Below are 18448 nucleotides of genomic sequence, written 5' to 3'. Positions count from 1 at the left end.
CCAGCTCGCTGAACCTTGAGTCAACCAAGTGGTTGATTCACGGTCCACCCGTACGCGGATATCCTGAGTGGTTGTGTTTAAGGGACAAAAATTATGGGTCTATGGCCTCCACGCCATGTTCGCGTTTCTGCTAGTCTTCGGCGTGACGCGCGCCTATGTGGATGACCGGCTCGACGCCCGGGTGATCGGCTTAGCCATCACCCTCGCCGTGGTGTATTCCGCACAGCGTTGGCTGCCCACATGGTTATGGCTGGGTGGGCTATGCCTCCTGTGGCTGGGCCTGATGGTGCATGCGCAGGATTTCATGTGGCTGGAATTCCCGCTCATTTTTGTCTTTCTGCGCGCCCTGCCCACCATGCCTGGGTTGGTCTCCATCGCCGTGCTGTGGGCAGCAGCGGCATTCATTCCCGCCTGGATGCACCCCGAGGGCTGGTCCATCGCTGCGGCCGTGGGACCGCTTATCGGTACCGCCTTTGCGGCCACGGTCTTTTTCATCCAGCGGCGGCTGCAGGCAGAGGCGGCGCACCACAGGGACATCGCCAAGCAGCTGCGCGAAACCCAAGCCGAGCTGGCCGCCAGCGAGCACCAAGCCGGCCGGCTAGAGGAGCGTGAGCGCCTCTCCCGGGAGATCCATGACACCGTCGCGCAAGGCCTCAGCTCTATCTTGCTGCTCTCCCGCGCGGCCCGCGGCACCGATGATCCAGCGACTAAAGAGGAGCAGCTGGCGGTTATCGAGGATGTCGCGAGCGAGAACCTGGCTGAGGCCCGACGCTTCGTCCGCGAGCTTGCCGGCCCGGATGAGCGGCTGGAAACCCAGCTCACTTCCCTGCTGTCCCAGATGCGCAGCCGTGTAAAAGCCTTGGGGAAAGAGACCACCTTTGAGCTGGTGGTTTCCGGCAGCGGCAAGGTGCCCGAATGCATCAAAGAGGTCATCGTGCGCGCCGCGCAAGAGGGCCTAAATAACGTCATCAAACACGCCCACGCCTCGCGCGCCGTGGTCACGCTCGGCCTTTTCGAGGATGCGGTGACCTTGGACGTCGTTGATAATGGATGCGGACTATCCGCCTCCCCTCGCCCCAGCGGCGGGGATCATGGTTTCGGGCTTACCGGCCTGCGCGACCGCGTGGAAGCTGTGGGCGGCACCATGAACCTGGAATCCGGCGAAGGCACTGCCCTAGCCGTCCGTATCCCGCTGAAGGAGAAAAGCAATGGTTAATGTCATGCTGATTGATGATCACCCAGTGGTCCGGGCCGGCCTGCGCGCCATCCTCAATACCTTCTCCGATGTCGAGGTAGTAATGGAAGGCGCCACCGGCGCGGATGTGGATAAGCTTTTTACTGATGATGCCCCGCAGGTAGACGCCGTGGTCTGCGATATTCAGATGCCCGGCATGGATGGCATCGCGGCCACCAAGCGGGTAGTGGAGGCCGGCGGCCCACCCGTGCTCATCCTGACCACCTATGACACGCAGGCCGATATCCTTGCCGCGGTGGAGGCCGGCGCGATGGGCTATCTGCTTAAAGATTCCCCCGAGCAGGCGCTGCACGAGGCCGTGCTCAATACCGCCGCGCACCGCCGCACCCTGGCACCGGAGGTAGTGGACCTCCTAGCCCAGCGCGTGGGCCGACCGCAGGAATCGCTGTCCACCCGCGAGCTAGAAATCCTCCGGGCGCTGTCCACCGGTTCCTCCAATAAGGAGCTGGCCAAGCAGCTTTTCATCTCTGAGGCCACGGTCAAAACCCACCTCATTCACATTTTTCAGAAGCTGGGCGTGGAAACTCGCACCGCCGCGGTGACCGTGGCGCGGGAGAGGAAGCTCATTTAATGCTGGACTGCATAGTCATTGGCGCCGGTCAGGCGGGTCTTGCGGTGGGCTATTACCTGCGCAAGAAGGGGCTGAATTTTGTCATTCTGGACGCCGAATCCGGCCCCGGCGCGGCCTGGCGCCACACCTGGCCTTCGCTTACGCTCTTTAGCAATTCCGCCTCCTCTAACCTGCCGGGATGGCCCATGCCCCACCACGAGGGCTTTCCGCCGGCCAGCCACGTTATTGATTATTTTGCGCGTTATGAGAAGCGCTATGAACTGCCCATCCGCCGGCCGGTCAGAGTGGATGCGGTAACCCATGATGGCGCGTGCTTCCACGTCTTTGCCGGTACAGAGCATCTGACCGCGCGCACGGTCGTGGCGGCCACGGGCACGTGGTCCGCGCCCTTTATCCCCTACTACCCCGGCGATTTTGGCGGACAGCAATGGCATTCGGCTTTCTACCCGGGCCCGGAGGACTTTGCAGGGTCCACCGTGGCGGTCGTGGGCGCGGCCAATTCCGGTGCCCAGATCGCGGCCGAGCTCCTGCTGTCCGGCGTGGAGACCACCTGGTATACCCGCAGCTCCCCGCGGTGGATGCCCGACGACGTTGACGGCCGCGTGCTCTTTCAGCGCAATCGCGCCCGCCTCAACGCCATGCTGCGCGGCGAACCAGACCCCGGCGCGGATTCCAACCTGGGCGATATTGTGATGGTTCCGCCGGTCCTACGCACACGGGATTCCGGACTTTTGCAGGCCACCCCCATGTTTTCTTCGCTTGAAGAAGTCACCGCAGACCACCTCATCTGGTGCACCGGTTTCCGGCCTGCCCTCCGGCCTATCCGCGGGCTCCTTGATGGCACCTCCCCCACCATCGACGGCCTCTTCCTCGTGGGTTACGGCACGTGGACCGGCCCCGGCTCCGCAACCATTACCGGGGTAAGCCCCTTTGCCAGGCAGACCGCGCACGACGTTGCGAATATATGTGACTAAAGCTATAGGTTAGTCTCAGCTAATTCGACTACACTGCCTTCACGCAGAGAGTGCGAAACGATTAGGGAAAGCTGGTTTATACATGTCTGCCTGGGATCTCTACGATGACCTCATCGATGCCATTCCCCGTGACATAATGGTCTCCCGCGCCGCCCAAGGCCCGCGGTGGACCCGGGTATACACCGAAAGCCCTAGCTGCGGCATGGCCATGACCATGTCAGCAACTTCTCGCCCGGCCCAGATGCGCGCCGAGTACTCCGGCGTTCCTTTACGCGCCATCGCCCAGCTGGCCAAGAGCTGGAATTTCTCGGAGGCTTCCTTCGGCATGGCCGCGCTAAATTCCTACTACGCCACACCTTCTGTGGCCGACGAGCATGGCTTTGCGCTTGCCGACGCCCCCTGGCCCCAAATCTTCGATCCCTTCCGCAACGCCGTCGCCGGGAAGAAGGTCGCGGTCATCGGCCACTTCCCTTTTGCGCCCAAGGCACTCAACCAGGCTGCGGATTTTTATATGCTAGAGCGCTCGCTCAATGAGGGCGACTATCCCGATTCCGCCGCCGAATACATCCTGCCCGAGTGCGATTATGTCTTTATTACCGGCTCTGCCTTTGTCAATAAAACCGCGCCCCGCCTGCTCGAGCTCTCCCGCGAGTCCTTCAATGTCGTATTGGGTCCGTCAACTCCCTTAGCCCCGGTACTGGTTGAAGACTACGGCGTATCGCAGGTCACCGGAATGGTCCCAACCTCTCCCCTGGCTATGTTCGAGGGCTTAAGTGGTACCGATGCCGGCACTACCATGTTTGACTGGGGCCACCGAGTGGAATTATCTGCCTAAGGCCGCGCCGCCAAAATCGCCTCGCATGCCGCTGCATAGATTTCTGCGAGCTCATCGATGGTTTTCTCCCGCACATAGGGAACGAGAATCACGTTGCGCGTAATCGCAACGCCAACCAGCATGGCGCCAATAAAGGGAATGCGTTCCCGCTTTTCTGGCGTATTGAAGACCGTCGCACTCAATTTAGATTGGGATACTAGCTCCAAGAATTGCTCGTCCATATAGTGCCGCAATACTCCGGAAGCATGGGAAGAGCCCACCCCGGCGCGCAATACCGCCTTCAACCTCGACCCCATGTCTTCTGCTTCCCAAAGCTGCAAGTACTGGGCGATGTAGCCTTTTAGGTCTGCTACATCTTCCAACCGCCCAGGGAGTTCTTGCAGGCTTGAGACAACTGCGTCAAAAAGGCCTTGCTTGTTTTTGAAGTAGTGCATCACCAGCGCAGGGTCTACCTCGGCCTCTGCTGCCACGCTGCGAATTGTGGTGGCCTCAAAGCCTACATCGCCAAAACGCGTACACGCTGCGGCCAGGATCTTTTCTCGAGTCTCCTCATTGCCGGGCCGTCGTCCTGCATGTTTGTTCTCCATGCTGGGTATTTTACCTTTACCCTCTCTAAGATTTTCAACACCTGTTGAATTTCAACGGTTGTTGAATTAGCATGTTCAACGTTCGTTGAATTGCGGTTGACGGACTACCCACACGAACCGAAAGCAGGTACCCCATGCGCAACGTAAAGAAGGCGCTAGTCGTCGGGGCTCTCGCCCCCTTAGCGCTAACACTCTTCCTTCTAGCCTTCCTGTGGCCGATGGCCACGATGGAACCCCGCGATATTTCCACCGCCGTGGTCGGTGAACCTCAGCAAGTTGCACAGATTCAAAAGGCTCTCGATGAAAAGAAGCCCGGCCTATTCAAGACGCAACCCGCCTCGGACCGGGCCGAAGCCGAACGGCTGGTTCAACAACGTGAGGTTTCAGGCGCAATCGTCCTTGGCCAAGAGCCCGAGGTTCTCTACTCCTCGGCAGCGGGATTGCCCCAGGCAAACATCATCAAAAACCTGTCACAGCCATTGAGCGAGATGGCAAATCACCAAGCCAAGGCCGCCGCTCAAGCTAGGGGTCTTCCTGAACACAAAGTTCCCTCCGTCGATGTCAAAGCAAGAGATTTAGCCCCCTTGGATAGCCGTGATCCACAAGGAGCGGGCATCAACTTCTCTATCCTGCCCGTAGCTTTCGGCGGCATGATCGGTGCGGCACTGATCTCCTTTGTATTGCAGAAAAACACTCAGCGTCTTCTCGCATTCGCTGTATACGCACCACTCGGAGGCCTCCTCGTTTCCTGGGTCTACAGCGGGGTATTCGATCTACTGCCGGCTGGCTTCTGGACTTCAGCGGGCGTGTTCACCCTTGGCATCGCCGCCTCCTCATCCTTCATTGTTGGACTCCGTGCCTTGTTCGGAACTCCAGGATTCGGGCTCGGCGCACTTGCCATAATGCTGATTGGCAACCCCCTAGCCGGAACGATGGCCCCCAAGGAGTTCATTGCCTCACCGTGGGGAGCCCTTGGCCAACTATTCCCCAATGCAGCCACCGCTTCCCTAACCCGCTCGGTAAATTACTTCCCGCTGGCTTCCATTAGCACTGAGGTGTGGACGCTCCTGGCTTGGATAGCGGTTGGTCTGTGCGCCCTGGCGGCGGGCATTGTTAAAGAACGCAAGCAATCACAGCACGAAAATCCCGCCGCAGAAGAGTCCACTCAGCCGCAACCAGCCTAAGGCCCACCGCTCGAGACCTAGTTTCTAGAGAACTACCCCGGCCATAACGGCAAGAAGTAATGCACCCAAGCTCAATGCCGCAAGCCATCCGATGACGCGTACGGTCCGCAGCTGTCCCTTGGCGCTGCTGCGGCTTACCAAGAACGCGCCCACAGACGCACCGAGGGTGTTGAAAACGAGGTCATCGACGTCGCTAAATCCCAACGAGAATACGTATTGGGTAATTTCGATACCCAGGCTGAGCGCCATCGCCAGAAGGATAGTTCCACCGCGGCCGAAGCGGACGCGCCGCGAATTCTGTCCCAGCACCACCAGACACGCCCCGAGCGGCATAAACAGCGCGATATTGCCAAAGGTATTGGTCCACGGACCCCACCACGGATGAGGGTTATTAAAGCCGTTGAACATTTGCAGATCGAGGCTGCGGCGAGCATGCGCACTGGCATCGATCACGCCGGGGATATCAATAAATGGCTTACCCACCGTAGCTACGGCGATTGCCATCAAAACGACCACGCAGGCGATACCGGTATTGCGCCACAGGGTGGGCCGAGCGGGCACGCCCGGCGCCCCAACCTGGCGCGAGATGCGGGTGGATGTCGTGGTCATCGTCATGTTGTTCAAGTTAACAAGCGAGCCTGAAAAATCGCCGTGAGATTCGCTGTTAAATCCCTGCATCACATTTAACGTACGATGGTGAGCATGAGCACGCTACTAGTAACTCGCAACGAAGATAAGTCCGTTACGACCTCCTTCGAAGAGGGAGAGTTCCTCGGCGAGGGCGACCTTACCGTTGATGTTTCTTATTCTTCCCTGAACTACAAGGACGCCATGGCTATCGCAGGTGACCGCGGCGTCATGCGCACCAGCCCGCTGGTTCCGGGCATCGACGTGGTCGGCACGGTTTCTGAATCTAGCGTCGAGCGCCTCCCAGTTGGCACCTTGGTAGCATCCTTCGGCGATGGCCTCGGTGAATTCCGCCACGGCGGCTACACCCCGAAGCAGCGCGTCAACTCCCAAGCAACCGTCGCCCTGCCCGCGGACTTCACCGCAGAGCAGGCGGCCGCCGTTGGCACCGCGGGCTACACTGCCGCACTGTGCGTTAATTCTCTGCGCGGGCTGCCCGATGGTCCGGTCCTGGTCACCGGCGCCACCGGTGGCGTGGGCTCCATCGCCGTGAACCTCCTTTCCAATGCCGGCTACGAGGTTCACGCGATGACCGGCCGCCCGGATGACTACTCCCAGTACCTCCACGAGCTAGGCGCCCACACCATTGTGGACCGCGCCGAGTTCGCCGAGGCCGGAAAGCCACTACAAAAGGCTAGCTATGCCGGTGCCGTCGACACCTCCGGCTCCCACGTCCTGGCCAATGTTTTGGCCCGTACCGTGTGGGGCGGCACCGTCGCTTCCACCGGTATGGCCGCCGGCCCAGACCTTCCCACCACCGTCTTGCCGTTCATTCTGCGCAACGTACACCTGGCCGGCGTTAACTCTGTCGACGCCCCGCTGCACTACCGCCAGAACGCATGGCAGCTGCTCGCGCGCAAGCTGGACTTGTCCATCCTCAAGTCCCTGACCAATACGATTCCACTGTCGGACGTTGTCGAGGAATCCAAGTCCCTCCTCGAGGGCACCCACCACGGACGCACCGTCCTCAAGATTTCCTAGGCCACTCCTGGATACTCTTGCTTGGCACCCGCCTTCTTGGCGGGTGCTTTTTGTATGCCCGTTCATAGGCACGGTCACCCCGCGACGCGCTAGCTTTCCGACGTCCTCTCTTGAACCACCCCGCGTAGCAACGTGCGGGAAATCCTGCCCAAGGTTTGTAGGTCTTCATCACTAAGGGTGCCCACCACGATTTCCTCGACTGCGGCGGTATGTCGCGCGATCGCTGCGTTGAAAGCGGCACTTCCCTTTTCCGTCACAGTGACTTCAACTGCACGGGTTCCTAGCTCCGGCGCCTCGCGCTTGGAAACCAATTTTCGGGACTCCATGCGCACTAACTGCCGATGCAGCCGCGACTTCTCCCACCGGAGCTCGGCCGCCAATTCATGTGGGCGTGTAGAAATTTGACGCCTGCGATTCAACACAGCCAAGACTGCGTAGTCCGCCTCGCTCAAACTCGAGCCACTCTGCAGCTCCCCAGCAAGCCGCGCGTGGAGCGCTTCCTGCATGGCAACAAAATCGCCCCACGCCGCACTCTGCTCCACACGCATCGCATTCCTCCTTTGGTTTTCCTTCTTTCACTAGTCTATACTGCAGAGTTGATCTAGCAACTTATTGGCCTGCGTTGAGTTGATACACCAACTCCCACTACTGCACGGCGATGTGCGTATAGGAAAACCACAGTTTCCCAAACCAATGCCTTTGGTCTCGAAAGCACTTATGTTTTGCTTTTGAATACCTATCTGCTGAAACCCACCATTGTTTGAGTAGATATGTTCTTGCCTTGAAAATTAAATGGTGAAGCAATTACCCGCGGCAAAGATGCGGCTGCGAACGCAATCACCGCTCCGGCGGAGAAGACCGCAGCGTTTAGAATGGCAAACATGGATAAGCTATTTAGCACGTGCGGTTTCGACTTCGCGGATATGGAAGAGCTCGTTGCGGAGCTACCTACCGACCACGACATGTGGGAGGCGCCCGGATTTGATCGAGTGCTGTTCCACGCCGACCCGTCCGGCATGGCGGTTACAGCCATGGAGTACGAAGGGGAGTGGGCCGCAGTTCCTTCGTACCGGGGTGGGGAAGAGGCGCCGGGCACGATTTATCGCGCAACGCCCTATATCGGCATTGTGGAAACGGGGGATTTACAGTTCGCGGCGTTGGCGGATGCGCCCTTCGCCCTGCCGGCAGGCAACCCAGTCGGCGGAGAAAAGCTCCGGGGACAGGTGCGGCCGGCGGCTGTGGCATTGAAATACGAGGTAGGGGAGCCGGAAGAGTTTACCTTGACTTCGCCTGCTACAGAGCGCTTCTACCGGAACTTCAAGCCCAGCATGCTTAACCCGCAGGTAGAGGTGTCGGGGACTATCGGGGGCGTCGCCAAGCACAGCAATGAGCTGGGCATGGGGGAGTTTTGGGTATGCGACCTCGACGGCCTCCCGCTCATTGTGAACGAGAAACTGGAGGTCGGCCAGGGGATCCGGGCGCACGGCATTGCACTGTGCGCCACGGAATTTTGGAACGAGTAACTACTTGACCACGAGGTTGACCATGCGGCCCGGAACGTAAATCTTCTTCACTACGTTCTTTCCGCTGGTCAGATCGGCGATCTTTGCGTCGGCGAGAGCAACGTCAAAGACCGCGTCCTGGTCCGCGTCCGCGGCAACGTTGATGCGGGCCTTGACCTTGCCATTGATCTGAACCGGCACCTCGATTTCATCGTCTACCAGGTACTTTTCCTCAAAAGTGGGGAAGGGCTGGTAGGTGATGGTCTCGTCATGGCCGAAGCGCTGCCACAGTTCCTCCGCGATATGCGGGGCAATGGGGGAGACCAACTGTGCGATCGGCTCCACGGCGGCGCGTGGGGCCTCGGTGCGGTAGGTCTTGGTCAGGTAGTTGACGTACTCGATGAGCTTCGCCACCACGGTATTAAGCCGCAGGTTCTCGTAATCATCGCGCACGCCTGCGATGGTGCGGTGGAGCTCCTTGAGGTCATCCTCGCTCAAGGCGGCGTCGGTAGTCGCCAGCTCGCCGGTGTTCTCGTTGACGGCCAGGCGCCACAGGCGCTGCAAGAAGCGCTGGGAGCCGACGACGTCCTTGGTAGCCCACGGGCGAGACGTATCCAGCGGACCCATGGACATCTCATAAACGCGCAGGGTATCGGCACCAAAGTCGCGGCAGATATCGTCCGGAGCAACGGCATTCTTAAGGGACTTACCCATCTTGCCGTACTCCTGATTGACCTCTTCGCCGTTGTAGTAGAACTTGCCGTCCTTTTCCTCTACTTCAGCGGCCGGCACGTACACGCCGCGGGAATCCGTGTAGGCATAGGCCTGGATATATCCCTGGTTGTACAGGCGGCGGTAGGGCTCTTGGGAGCTAACAAAGCCCAGGTCAAAGAGCACCTTATGCCAGAAGCGGGAGTAGAGCAGGTGCAGCACGGCGTGCTCAACGCCGCCGACGTAGAGGTCCACGCCGCCCGGGTCCTGCGGGCCATGCTGCTCCGGACGCGGGCCGGTCCAGTAGCGCTCGTTCTCGATATCGCAGAATGCCTCATCATTGCGGGGATCGATATAGCGCAGCTGGTACCAGGAAGAACCCGCCCACTGCGGCATAACGTTGGTATCGCGGAAATAGGTCTGTGGGCCGTCGCCCAAATCGAGTTCTACCTCGACCCAATCGCGCACCTTTGCCAGCGGTGGTTGTGGCTCGGAGTCCTTGTCCTCTGGATCAAAGGAAACGGGCTTATAATCTTCTACCTCTGGCAGCTCTACCGGCAACATGGATTCCGGCAGGGCGTGGGCAAAACCGTCCTTGTCGTAGACGATGGGGAAGGGCTCGCCCCAGTAACGCTGACGGGCGAAGAGCCAATCGCGCAGCTTGTACTGCACCTTTTCGCGGCCGGAGCCGTCCTTTTCCAGCCATTCGATGGCCGCAGCAATGGCCTCGGCCTTGTTCAGGCCGTTGAGATCTAGGCCCTTGTCATTGGAGGAATTGACCAGCGCGCCGTCCTCGGTCCAGGCTTCTTCCTCCACGTTTCCGCCGGAGACAACTTCCGTAATTGGTAGGCCGAAGGCCTGGGCAAACTCGTAGTCACGGGTGTCGTGCGCCGGAACTGCCATGATGGCGCCGGTGCCGTAGCCGGTCAGGACGTAGTCCGCGATGAAGATCGGGACCTTCTTGCCAGAGACCGGGTTGGTGGCATAAGTACCCAGGAAGACGCCGGTCTTTTCCTTGTTTTCCTGGCGCTCCAGGTCGGACTTGGCAGCAATATCGGTGCGGTAGGACTCCACGGCCTCCTTCGGATCATCGTGGCCATAGGTCCAACGCTCATCCACGTCATCGTCATAAGGGATGGGGGAGAGGAGGGCGTCGACAAGCTCATGCTCTGGGGCCAGCACCACGTACTCGGCACCGAAAAGGGTATCCGGGCGGGTGGTAAAGACCTCGATCTCGTAGCCCTCGGCAGGGAAGGAGACCTCTGCGCCGCGGGAACGGCCAATCCAATTGCGCTGCATGGACTTGACCTTGTCCGGCCAATCCAAAAGCTCCAGGTCATCCAGCAAGCGATCGGAGTAGGCGGTAATGCGCATCATCCACTGCGAGAGGTTCTTGCGGAAGACCGGGAAATTGCCGCGCTCGGACTTACCCTCAGCGGTGACCTCCTCGTTTGCCAGCACGGTACCCAGGCCCGGGCACCAATTCACCGTGGAATTAGACAGGTAGACCAAGCGGAATTCATCGATGGCCGCGGCCTTTTCCTCTTCGGTGAGGTCCTCGTAGTAGCGGCCGTCCTTAGTGGTGCGCTTATTGGCCTCTAGTTCCTTGATGAGCTCTGCAATCGGGCGCGCCTTCTGCTGCTCCTCATCGAACCAAGAGTTATAAATCTGCAGGAAGATCCACTGCGTCCACTTGAAGAACTCCGGATCGGTTGATTCCACGGAGCGGCGCGGATCATGGCCCAGGCCCAACATGCCCAGCTGGCGGCGCATGTTTTCAATATTCGCCTCGGTGGTGGTGCGCGGGTGGGTACCGGTCTGAATGGCGTACTGCTCGGCCGGCAGGCCGAAGGCGTCGTAGCCCAAGGTGTGCAGCACGTTCTTGCCCAGCATGCGGTTATAGCGGGCGTAAGTATCGGTGGCGATATATCCCAGTGGGTGTCCCACGTGCAGGCCCGCACCGGAAGGGTAGGGGAACATATCCTGCACGTTGAGCTTTTCCTTAGGCAGCTCGCCCGCATCGGTGGCGAGCTCGCCTACCGGGTTCGGGGCATTAAAGGTGCCATTGTCTTTCCAGTACTGCTGCCAGGTCTTCTCGATCTGGTTCGCCAGCTCCGGGGTATAGCGGTACGAAGTGGAATCGCTCTGGGTAGTCATAATCACACAGTGTAATAGCCGCATCCCGGAGCGGGGTAGTTCACTACGCTTTCCGCGTTCCGCAGGGCACGCACACCCAAAATCCCCGCCGTAATCGCCCCCGGTTTTCGCGTCATTTCCGCCGCTCGCAGCCAAAATGCAGATCTGCATGAAAATGTTCTAGGCTGGGGTAAATGAGCCAGGAGAAGTTTCGCAGCCAGCTATCATCTTTTGCAGACGCAGCGGTATTTCAGGGGATCCCGCACCTGCGCCTCTCCCCAGCTACCGACACTTTGGAGCTGTTCCTACCGGCCGTAACCGCAGGTTATGAGCCAGAAGATCCCCAGTGGACCGTGACCGCACAGCTGCTCGACGGCAGCGAGGACACCCGCAAGTTCTACTACGTGGAGGGCGAAGAGCCCGGCTTGTGGATCAGCATGCCGCGTGCCTTTAGCCACCTCAGCGTCTCCTTTGAGGAGCACACCGTGGAATTCGCCGGCGTGGCCAATGGCGGATTGCTGCTCGATTCCACCCATCGACCAGTGGATACCACCACGGCGGTGGCCAAGGGCTCTTATACCTTTATCGCCCCGGCCGGCACGGAGCTGGCCAAGGCCAAGGTCGGCGAGGCCCGTCCCCACGGCGCATGGGAGGGCTGGACCATCGCCCCGGTAGAGGTCAGCCAGTCTTTCACCGTGGAGGTTCCGCGCCAGGAACCCGCGACCATCAAGGTGTCCGGCAGCCCTGACTTTGCCTGGGACATGGCCGTCAAGACGCTACCCAATGCCCATGGCCTCGATGGCGAACTGGTCTATACCCAGTCCCCGCAGGTCATCGCCAATACGGAACTCAGCATGGAGCTGGCCTACGTCCCCATTGGTGGGGAAGAGGAGGCCGTGCTGGAGGACGAGCTACCGGAGGGTATTCACGAGGTGCTTCCCGCAGACGCCTTCGAGGATCCCTGGGTAGGCCGCTACCGCTTCACCCTATACAAGGACGAGGAACTGGTGGATATCCAGTACCTCAATTTTGCGGAGTCGCTGCACATGCGTGCCAAGAACGAGGGCCCGCGCGGCACCAACTTCCGCTTTATCGACGCCCTGGGCAACCTTTCGCCGTTTAGCTATGCGTTGGCTTCTGCGCCGGGCAAGGCTATCCAGATGGAAAAGGGCCAGCGCGTCTTTGGCGAGGACGAAAGCGTGCGCGAGGAGACCGTCGGCAGTGAGGCCGGCTATGAGCTGACCTTCCAGGTGGAACCGGCGACGATTCGTACTCGCGTGAAGCGCACCGCGGCCGAGCCCGTGGATTACCTGGATAAGCAGGTCATCCTGGCCGACCAGCTCGATGCGGATGCACTTTTTACCATCCACTCACCGGAGCCACTGCCGCTGGCAAAGTTCGTGGTTATTGATAAGAACCAGAAGATTAGGGACCTGGTCACCGCCAATGGCTCTACGGAGGCCGCCACCAGCCTGTCCGTACCAAACCGCGCGCTGAGGTCGGCGCTGACGAAGAAGACCTCGCTGGAGCTCTACCTCCTGTGGTCCACGTTGTCCTATGAGGAATACCTCGAAGGACTGCCGGAAAAGGAGCGCGCAGCGCACCAGAAGCGCAGCTTTGAGCGTCGCGTCATGGAATATGAGGCCACCGCGGCCAGCGACCTCATTTATGCCGCCATCGCCACCGTGCGCAAGGCACCGTTGGTTGCCCGCGCAACCATTGAGGACGGCATCCTCGTCCCCGAGCAGACGCATGAGGAGGAGGTAGAGCTGCTGGCTTGGGCGTGGCCACTGGGCAATCCTGCGGGCGAGCCGCAACCGCTGGAGCCCACTGAGGAAGGCTTTGAGCTGCCCGAAGAGCTGCTGGACGCCGGCCACCTCATCGTGGACTTCCGCGAGGATGAGCCGGCCAGCGACTTGGCCGCGCCGCAGTACCCGCCGGCTAGCGCACTCATCATCTTCCACGACGGTGAAACCGAAAACACCGAGGGCCTGTGGCCTACTTACGCGGCCATGCGCCGCCTCGCGCCCAAGGCCAAGGAAACCTTCGAGGGAATCATCAAGGAGATTGAGGCCGATCCGCGCGCCAGCATGGATGCCCTTATGGCCGCGGACTTTGAACCGGGACAGCGCATGCGCGCCTTCGTCCGCACCGGCTTGGTCTCCCGCACCTTCCGCCGCGAGGAGCGCGAGGAGTCGGCCGCCGAGCCTTCCTCGCTCTTGGCCGCGCTTGCCGACGCCGCCCATGACTACGTCGAAGCCCACGGCTCCGCCTCCCTCGCGCGCGTGCCATCCACCGGCGTCGACGATGTCACCCGCCCCATGCTGCTGATGAGCGCCATGGGCGAGGCACCTACGCCAGCAACGGACAGTGACCAGCTCTGCGATGATGCCCACCGCATCGCCGCACTGCGCGAGTGCTTTGCCAATGACCTTGCACTCACCCGCCTCGGCACCATTTCCAACCTGCGTAGCACCGCAATGCAGCTGCGGGTGACGCTGCAGCAGCTGGGCGTCGATAAGTCCGTCCTGCATACCCTGCTCGCGCTGGACGCCTTTGGCGATGGCAATTCGGAGCTCGGCGATTCCGCCTGGATGCCGTTTATTTCCTATGTCTTTGCCATCACGGCGCGCGGTGTGGCCAATGACAAGCTGGCGGACCCTGCTTTCGCCGCCACGCTTGACGACGCCCTCCCGCAGCTCGCCGAGGCCGTCTCCCTCGCCCCGCAGCTGTTCTACCGCGATATTCTCACCGCGGAGGCGCTCACGCTCAGCTAGGGTGGCAGGCATGCAGGTCATCTCTACCAATGTCGCCGTCCGCCGGCCGGACCCGAGCGGGCGGCATGAGTTCTCGGGCATCGACAAGCAGCCGCAGGACTTTATCGATCTGGCAGCGCCCGGACCCCATTACGGCGATGGGTCCGGCGTGCGCGGCGATATAATTGGTGACACCCAACATCACGGCGGCAACGATAAGGCCGTCTACGCTTACTCCCGCGAGGAACTGGATTACTGGCAATCTGAACTTTCCCGCCCGCTGGCCTCCGGCGGCTTTGGCGAAAATCTCACCACGCAGGGCATCGATCTGTCTGCTCTGCTCATCAATCAGCGCGTGCGCATCGGCACCGCCGTGCTTGAAGTATCCGTGCCTCGCCAACCGTGTGCCACCTTCGCCGGCTGGCTAGGGGAGCGCGGCTGGCTCAAGCGCTGGACCGCGCGTGGCGACTGCGGCACCTACTTGCGCATCATCTCCCCCGGCCGCATTCGCCCCGGCGACGCCATTGAGCTAGATAACCCACCCAGCCACGACATCACCATGCGCATCGCCTTTGCCGCCAAGATGGGCGACCGCGCCCTTGCCCGGCGCGTTATCGATGCTGGCTGCCTGCCCGCTCACCAACAGAAATCGCTTCGCACCTAGTTACACAAGCACTTATAGTCCGCCATCAAGGTGCGCATAAGCTTCGCTGCCCACCGCCCCAACCTCTTAAGCGTTCCCATCAATTTCGGCAGCGCTCGAAAGATATCCGCCCGTCCCGCGTCCTCATATCGGGCTCGTCATTGCCCCGCCCTAAGCCTGCAGGCCAGACACCCGTGGCTTGTACTCGGCGCTATGGGAAGCCGCAGAGGCCCACAGTAGGGACCGGGACCGTTAGTCGGCACATCCCTGCACAGCGAGTCTAGACGCATACTCTACTTCGGGAACCGCAGGCCACGTCACGACGTTTAGCTTGCCAAGAGTCCAGCACAGTCTTCTCGCCCGGAGTGCGCGCATAACAAAAGCACGCCAGCACTGAGTGCTGACGTGCTTTACATGCTAAGTGCGAAGTAGGGGAGTGTAACTGTGTTACTCGCCCTTTTCAAAGCTCAGATGGTGCCCCTTCGCCTTAGGGAAGCGGCCGTGTACAAAGAAGTAGTAGATAGCGGCGATGACCACGAGGCCCGCGAGAATGAGATACATCGTGTCGAAGCCCGTTGCCGCAACGATGGGGCCTAGGCCGAATGGAGCCAGGCCAATGCCGAGGTCCATGAGCAGGAACATGGTGGAGATGCCCGCGCCCATTTGCGCGGCAGGCACCGAGCGCACGGAGATGGCTTGGCAGGCGGGGCTGAGGGTGCCGAAGCCCAAACCGGTGCAGGCGCCCGCGACCACCAGCATGACGTCATTGGTGGGGAAGCCCATGAGCAGCAGCGCCACGACAAAGGCGGCCAAGCCGAGGTACATCACGGCATTATCACCCTTATGGTCCTGGATGCGTCCCAAGACGAAGCGCATGATGAGCATCGTGACCGCATAGCCAATGAAGAACAGCCCTGCGCCGGTGGCCAGGTCTTCCTTGCGTGCGTAGGCGTTGAGATAGGTAACCACGCCGGAGTAGGCGATGCCGACTAGGAGCATGAATAGACCGATGGGAACCACGTTGGGGTGTACGGCATTGCGCAGCCTAAAGGCCGGCTTTTCGGAGGAAACCTCGGCCGGATAGCGCAGCACCAAGGCCAGGATCAGGGAAATAATATTTGCACCGAGGGCGACGGCGAATAGTGTATTGTAACCGATGTTATTGGCCAAGAATAGGCCGATAGCTGGACCAAACGCGGTTGCCAGGGTAGTGCCCAAGGCGAAGTATCCGGTGCCTTCCGCACGGCGTTCGTGTGGGATAACGGACTGCGCCACCGCCATGAGTGCGGTGGAGGTCAAGGCATAGCCCGCGCCGTGCACCATTCGCACGATAATCAAGACCGCAACATTATGCGCAAAAAAATACGCCACAGCTACAACTGTGACGAAGGCCAGTGAAGTCAAGGCCGCCTTTTTGTGGCCCACGCGGTCCACGATCCAGCCGGAGAACACGCGCATGCACGTCGCGCCCAGAACAAAGGCACTGGAGGCGAAACCGCCCACGGTATCCGATGCCCCGAAGCTCTCTACCGCGTAGAGGGCCATGGTGGTTACGGACAAATAGAAGACCAAGAACTGACAAAAATTAGCCACCCACGCGAGGACAAACGTAGGCGTAATCAGCTGCGGCTTTGCCCCCGCAGAGTCTGTAGGCGTCATATACTCACTCCAAATAACAAAAAGAAAATTCCCTCTCCACGCGCTGGCCATAAGGCCGCGCATCGCAGACGAAGGAAATAGAAATTGAATTATACGGAGAGGCACTATACGCCCCGCAGGCTACAAAGGTTAATTGAAAAGCTTTCCAGGTTCTTATCGACGCCTCCCTCGTGCAGGTGGCTACCGGCAATCGCCGTAACTTGAGCCGGGTCGCCAAAAGGGGACCCGGCTGGTTCCCCCGCTTTGTTAAGCGCTCAAACCTCTAGGCACCGGCATAAGGATCACGGATACCCAAGTACTGCACCGAGGTATATTCCTCAATACCTTCGGCGCCGCCTTCGCGTCCTAAACCAGATTGCTTGACGCCACCGAATGGGGCAGCGGCATTGGAGATGACGCCGGCATTGAATCCCATCAAGCCAAACTCGAGACCGTCGGCAACGCGCCAGAGGCGATCGGAATCCTCCGTATATACATAGGAGGCAAGTCCGTACTCCGTATCGTTCGCAATCTCTAGCGCTTCCGATTCATCTTTGAAGGTAAGGATGGGCGCGACCGGTCCAAAGATTTCTTCCTGAGCCACGCGAGTTTCACGTGAAACATTGCTCAGGATAGTGGGCGCATAGAAGTGGCCCGCGCCCTCGCCGCGGGTGCCACCGGTGACAACGGTCGCGCCCTTGTCCACCGCATCCTCAACCAGGGCTGCGATATTGTCGAGTGCCTTAGCCTCAATCAGCGGACCACACGTCACACCTTCGTCCATGCCATTGCCGACGACGAGCTTCTCAAACTCTGTTGCCAGCTTCTGCGTAAACTCCTCCGCCACGGACTCGTGCACCACGAAGCGATTAGCCGCGGTGCAGGCCTCACCAATATTACGCATCTTCGCGCCCATGGCTCCCGCAACCGCTTGGTCGATATCCGCATCCTCGAAAACAATGAACGGTGCATTACCGCCTAGCTCCATGGAGGTGCGCAAGACATTATCCGCGGCACCCTTGAGGAGGGTTTTGCCCACTGGGGTAGAACCGGTGAAGGAGAGCTTGCGCAAGCGGGCGTCGGCAAGCAAAGGCTCCGAAATGGCCGAAGCGGAGCTGCCGGAGACCACATTGAGCACGCCCTTCGGCAGGCCGGCATCGAGCATGGTTTGCGCGAAGTACTGCGCGGTGAGTGGCGTCAGCTTGGCCGGCTTCAGGACCATGGTGCAGCCCGCTGCAACGGCTGGGGCAACCTTTCGGGTGGCCATGGCGAGGGGGAAGTTCCACGGAGTAATCAACAGGCACGGACCCACGGGCTTGCGGCGGGTAACCATGCGCAAGGTGCCTTCTGGGACAGGGGAGTAGCGGCCATAATCGCGCGTGGCTTCCTCACTAAACCACCGCAAATATTCCGCACCATAGGTGACCTCACCTTGGGACTCAGCAAAAGGCTTTCCCATTTCAAGGGTCATTAGGGTGGCGAATTCATCGGCGCGCTCGTGTAACAACTCAAAGGCGCGGCGGAGAATATCGGCGCGCTCGCGCGGGGTGGTGCGCGCCCACTCATCTTGTACCGCACAGGCAGCATCGAGGGCAGCCACCGCATCATCAGAATTCGCCGACGACAGCGTGGCGATGGTCGCGCCCGTTGCCGGATTTTCTACGTCAAAGGTCTCGCTGGAAGACGCGTCGCGCCACTGTCCGCCAATCAATAGCTGGGTGGGGACCTTCGCTAGTAGTTCCTTCTGATCGATGCTCATATTCATCACCTTTCTCCATTGCGTGAATGCACCCCACAGTACCGCGAATCGATAGCCGGTCTTCTTGGTCCTGCGCCAAGCACAAGCGCTTAGGGGGAGTGGGCGAATATTTTTATCGATTACCTTACAGGCTATAGAAATGTAGGTTAGTATGACCGATATGAAGAAGATGACTACTGCTTGGTGGTGGCGCGCGTAACCCGCGGGCCTTATTCCACCTCCCATTTTT

At 60.1% G+C, this 18448-nt stretch carries 15 protein-coding genes; 9 read left to right on the top strand and 6 right to left on the bottom strand.

What is annotated here, in order from left to right:
- The first annotated feature begins 115 nt into the window (after positions 1-115).
- The 4 genes from ACKFRY_RS02995 (at position 116) to ACKFRY_RS02980 (ending at position 3635) form a co-directional block, all read left to right on the top strand.
- On the top strand, positions 116-1216 hold the full coding sequence (locus tag ACKFRY_RS02995) for a sensor histidine kinase (protein WP_408923162.1): 1101 nt from the start codon (positions 116-118) through the stop codon (positions 1214-1216).
- Positions 1209-1826, top strand: a complete 618-nt coding sequence (locus ACKFRY_RS02990; RefSeq protein ID WP_239282608.1) for a response regulator transcription factor — start codon at positions 1209-1211, stop codon at positions 1824-1826. Before ACKFRY_RS02995 ends, ACKFRY_RS02990 begins: the two co-directional genes overlap by 8 nt.
- Positions 1826-2800, top strand: coding sequence for an NAD(P)-binding domain-containing protein (locus ACKFRY_RS02985; RefSeq protein ID WP_239282607.1), 975 nt, complete (start codon positions 1826-1828; stop codon positions 2798-2800). Before ACKFRY_RS02990 ends, ACKFRY_RS02985 begins: the two co-directional genes overlap by 1 nt.
- An 82-nt stretch (positions 2801-2882) precedes the next feature.
- Entirely contained in the window at positions 2883-3635 is a 753-nt protein-coding gene (locus tag ACKFRY_RS02980; RefSeq protein ID WP_239282605.1) for a DUF364 domain-containing protein, read from the top strand.
- On the opposite strand, the gene ACKFRY_RS02975 is transcribed toward ACKFRY_RS02980, so the two are convergent.
- Positions 3632-4222 carry a TetR/AcrR family transcriptional regulator gene (locus ACKFRY_RS02975; RefSeq protein ID WP_239282603.1) on the bottom strand — a complete coding sequence of 197 codons (591 nt, stop codon included), beginning with the start codon at positions 4220-4222 and terminating at the stop codon, positions 3632-3634. The two genes, ACKFRY_RS02980 and ACKFRY_RS02975, sit on opposite strands and share 4 nt — an antisense overlap.
- 134 nt (positions 4223-4356) lie before the next feature.
- Here ACKFRY_RS02975 and ACKFRY_RS02970 point away from each other — a divergent pair, with 134 nt between their 5' ends.
- Positions 4357-5406 carry an ABC transporter permease gene (locus ACKFRY_RS02970; protein ID WP_005325914.1) on the top strand — a complete coding sequence of 350 codons (1050 nt, stop codon included), beginning with the start codon at positions 4357-4359 and terminating at the stop codon, positions 5404-5406.
- A gap of 24 nt (positions 5407-5430) precedes the next feature.
- Here the strand turns inward: ACKFRY_RS02970 and ACKFRY_RS02965 are convergent, their stop codons facing one another.
- On the bottom strand, positions 5431-6021 hold the full coding sequence (locus ACKFRY_RS02965; protein WP_408923161.1) for a VanZ family protein: 591 nt from the start codon (positions 6019-6021) through the stop codon (positions 5431-5433).
- A gap of 78 nt (positions 6022-6099) precedes the next feature.
- Here ACKFRY_RS02965 and ACKFRY_RS02960 point away from each other — a divergent pair, with 78 nt between their 5' ends.
- Positions 6100-7074, top strand: a complete 975-nt coding sequence (locus ACKFRY_RS02960) for an MDR family oxidoreductase (RefSeq protein ID WP_179387129.1) — start codon at positions 6100-6102, stop codon at positions 7072-7074.
- 89 nt (positions 7075-7163) lie between these two features.
- On the opposite strand, the gene ACKFRY_RS02955 is transcribed toward ACKFRY_RS02960, so the two are convergent.
- Positions 7164-7622 carry a MarR family winged helix-turn-helix transcriptional regulator gene (locus ACKFRY_RS02955; protein WP_239282599.1) on the bottom strand — a complete coding sequence of 153 codons (459 nt, stop codon included), beginning with the start codon at positions 7620-7622 and terminating at the stop codon, positions 7164-7166.
- A gap of 333 nt (positions 7623-7955) precedes the next feature.
- On the opposite strand from ACKFRY_RS02955, the gene ACKFRY_RS02950 reads away from it, so the two are divergent.
- Positions 7956-8597: a hypothetical protein gene (locus tag ACKFRY_RS02950; protein ID WP_239282597.1), complete on the top strand. Its 642-nt coding sequence runs from the start codon at positions 7956-7958 to the stop codon at positions 8595-8597.
- Here ACKFRY_RS02950 and leuS read toward each other — a convergent pair whose 3' ends face one another.
- On the bottom strand, positions 8598-11444 hold the full coding sequence (leuS, locus tag ACKFRY_RS02945; RefSeq protein WP_239282595.1) for a leucine--tRNA ligase: 2847 nt from the start codon (positions 11442-11444) through the stop codon (positions 8598-8600). It abuts the gene before it with no gap.
- 173 nt (positions 11445-11617) lie between these two features.
- Between leuS and ACKFRY_RS02940 the strand changes: the two genes are divergently transcribed.
- Together ACKFRY_RS02940 and ACKFRY_RS02935 are read left to right on the top strand one after the other, a co-directional pair.
- Positions 11618-14200, top strand: coding sequence for a hypothetical protein (locus ACKFRY_RS02940; RefSeq protein WP_239282593.1), 2583 nt, complete (start codon positions 11618-11620; stop codon positions 14198-14200).
- Positions 14201-14210: 10 nt separating this feature from the next.
- Complete coding sequence (locus ACKFRY_RS02935) at positions 14211-14843, top strand: MOSC domain-containing protein (protein ID WP_408923160.1); 633 nt, start codon at positions 14211-14213, stop codon at positions 14841-14843.
- 426 nt (positions 14844-15269) lie between these two features.
- On the opposite strand, the gene ACKFRY_RS02930 is transcribed toward ACKFRY_RS02935, so the two are convergent.
- A complete protein-coding gene (locus ACKFRY_RS02930; protein ID WP_408923159.1) occupies positions 15270-16481 on the bottom strand; it encodes an MFS transporter in 1212 nt (403 codons plus the stop codon).
- 262 nt (positions 16482-16743) lie between these two features.
- Positions 16744-18225, bottom strand: coding sequence for an NAD-dependent succinate-semialdehyde dehydrogenase (locus ACKFRY_RS02925; RefSeq protein ID WP_408923158.1), 1482 nt, complete (start codon positions 18223-18225; stop codon positions 16744-16746).
- Positions 18226-18448: the final 223 nt, after the last annotated feature.

It is taken from the genome of Corynebacterium tuberculostearicum (assembly GCF_046097255.1).
Lineage (GTDB): Bacteria > Actinomycetota > Actinomycetes > Mycobacteriales > Mycobacteriaceae > Corynebacterium > Corynebacterium tuberculostearicum_J.
Note: the sequence above shows the minus strand (reverse complement) of the source record. Positions and strands in the feature narration are given on the sequence as shown.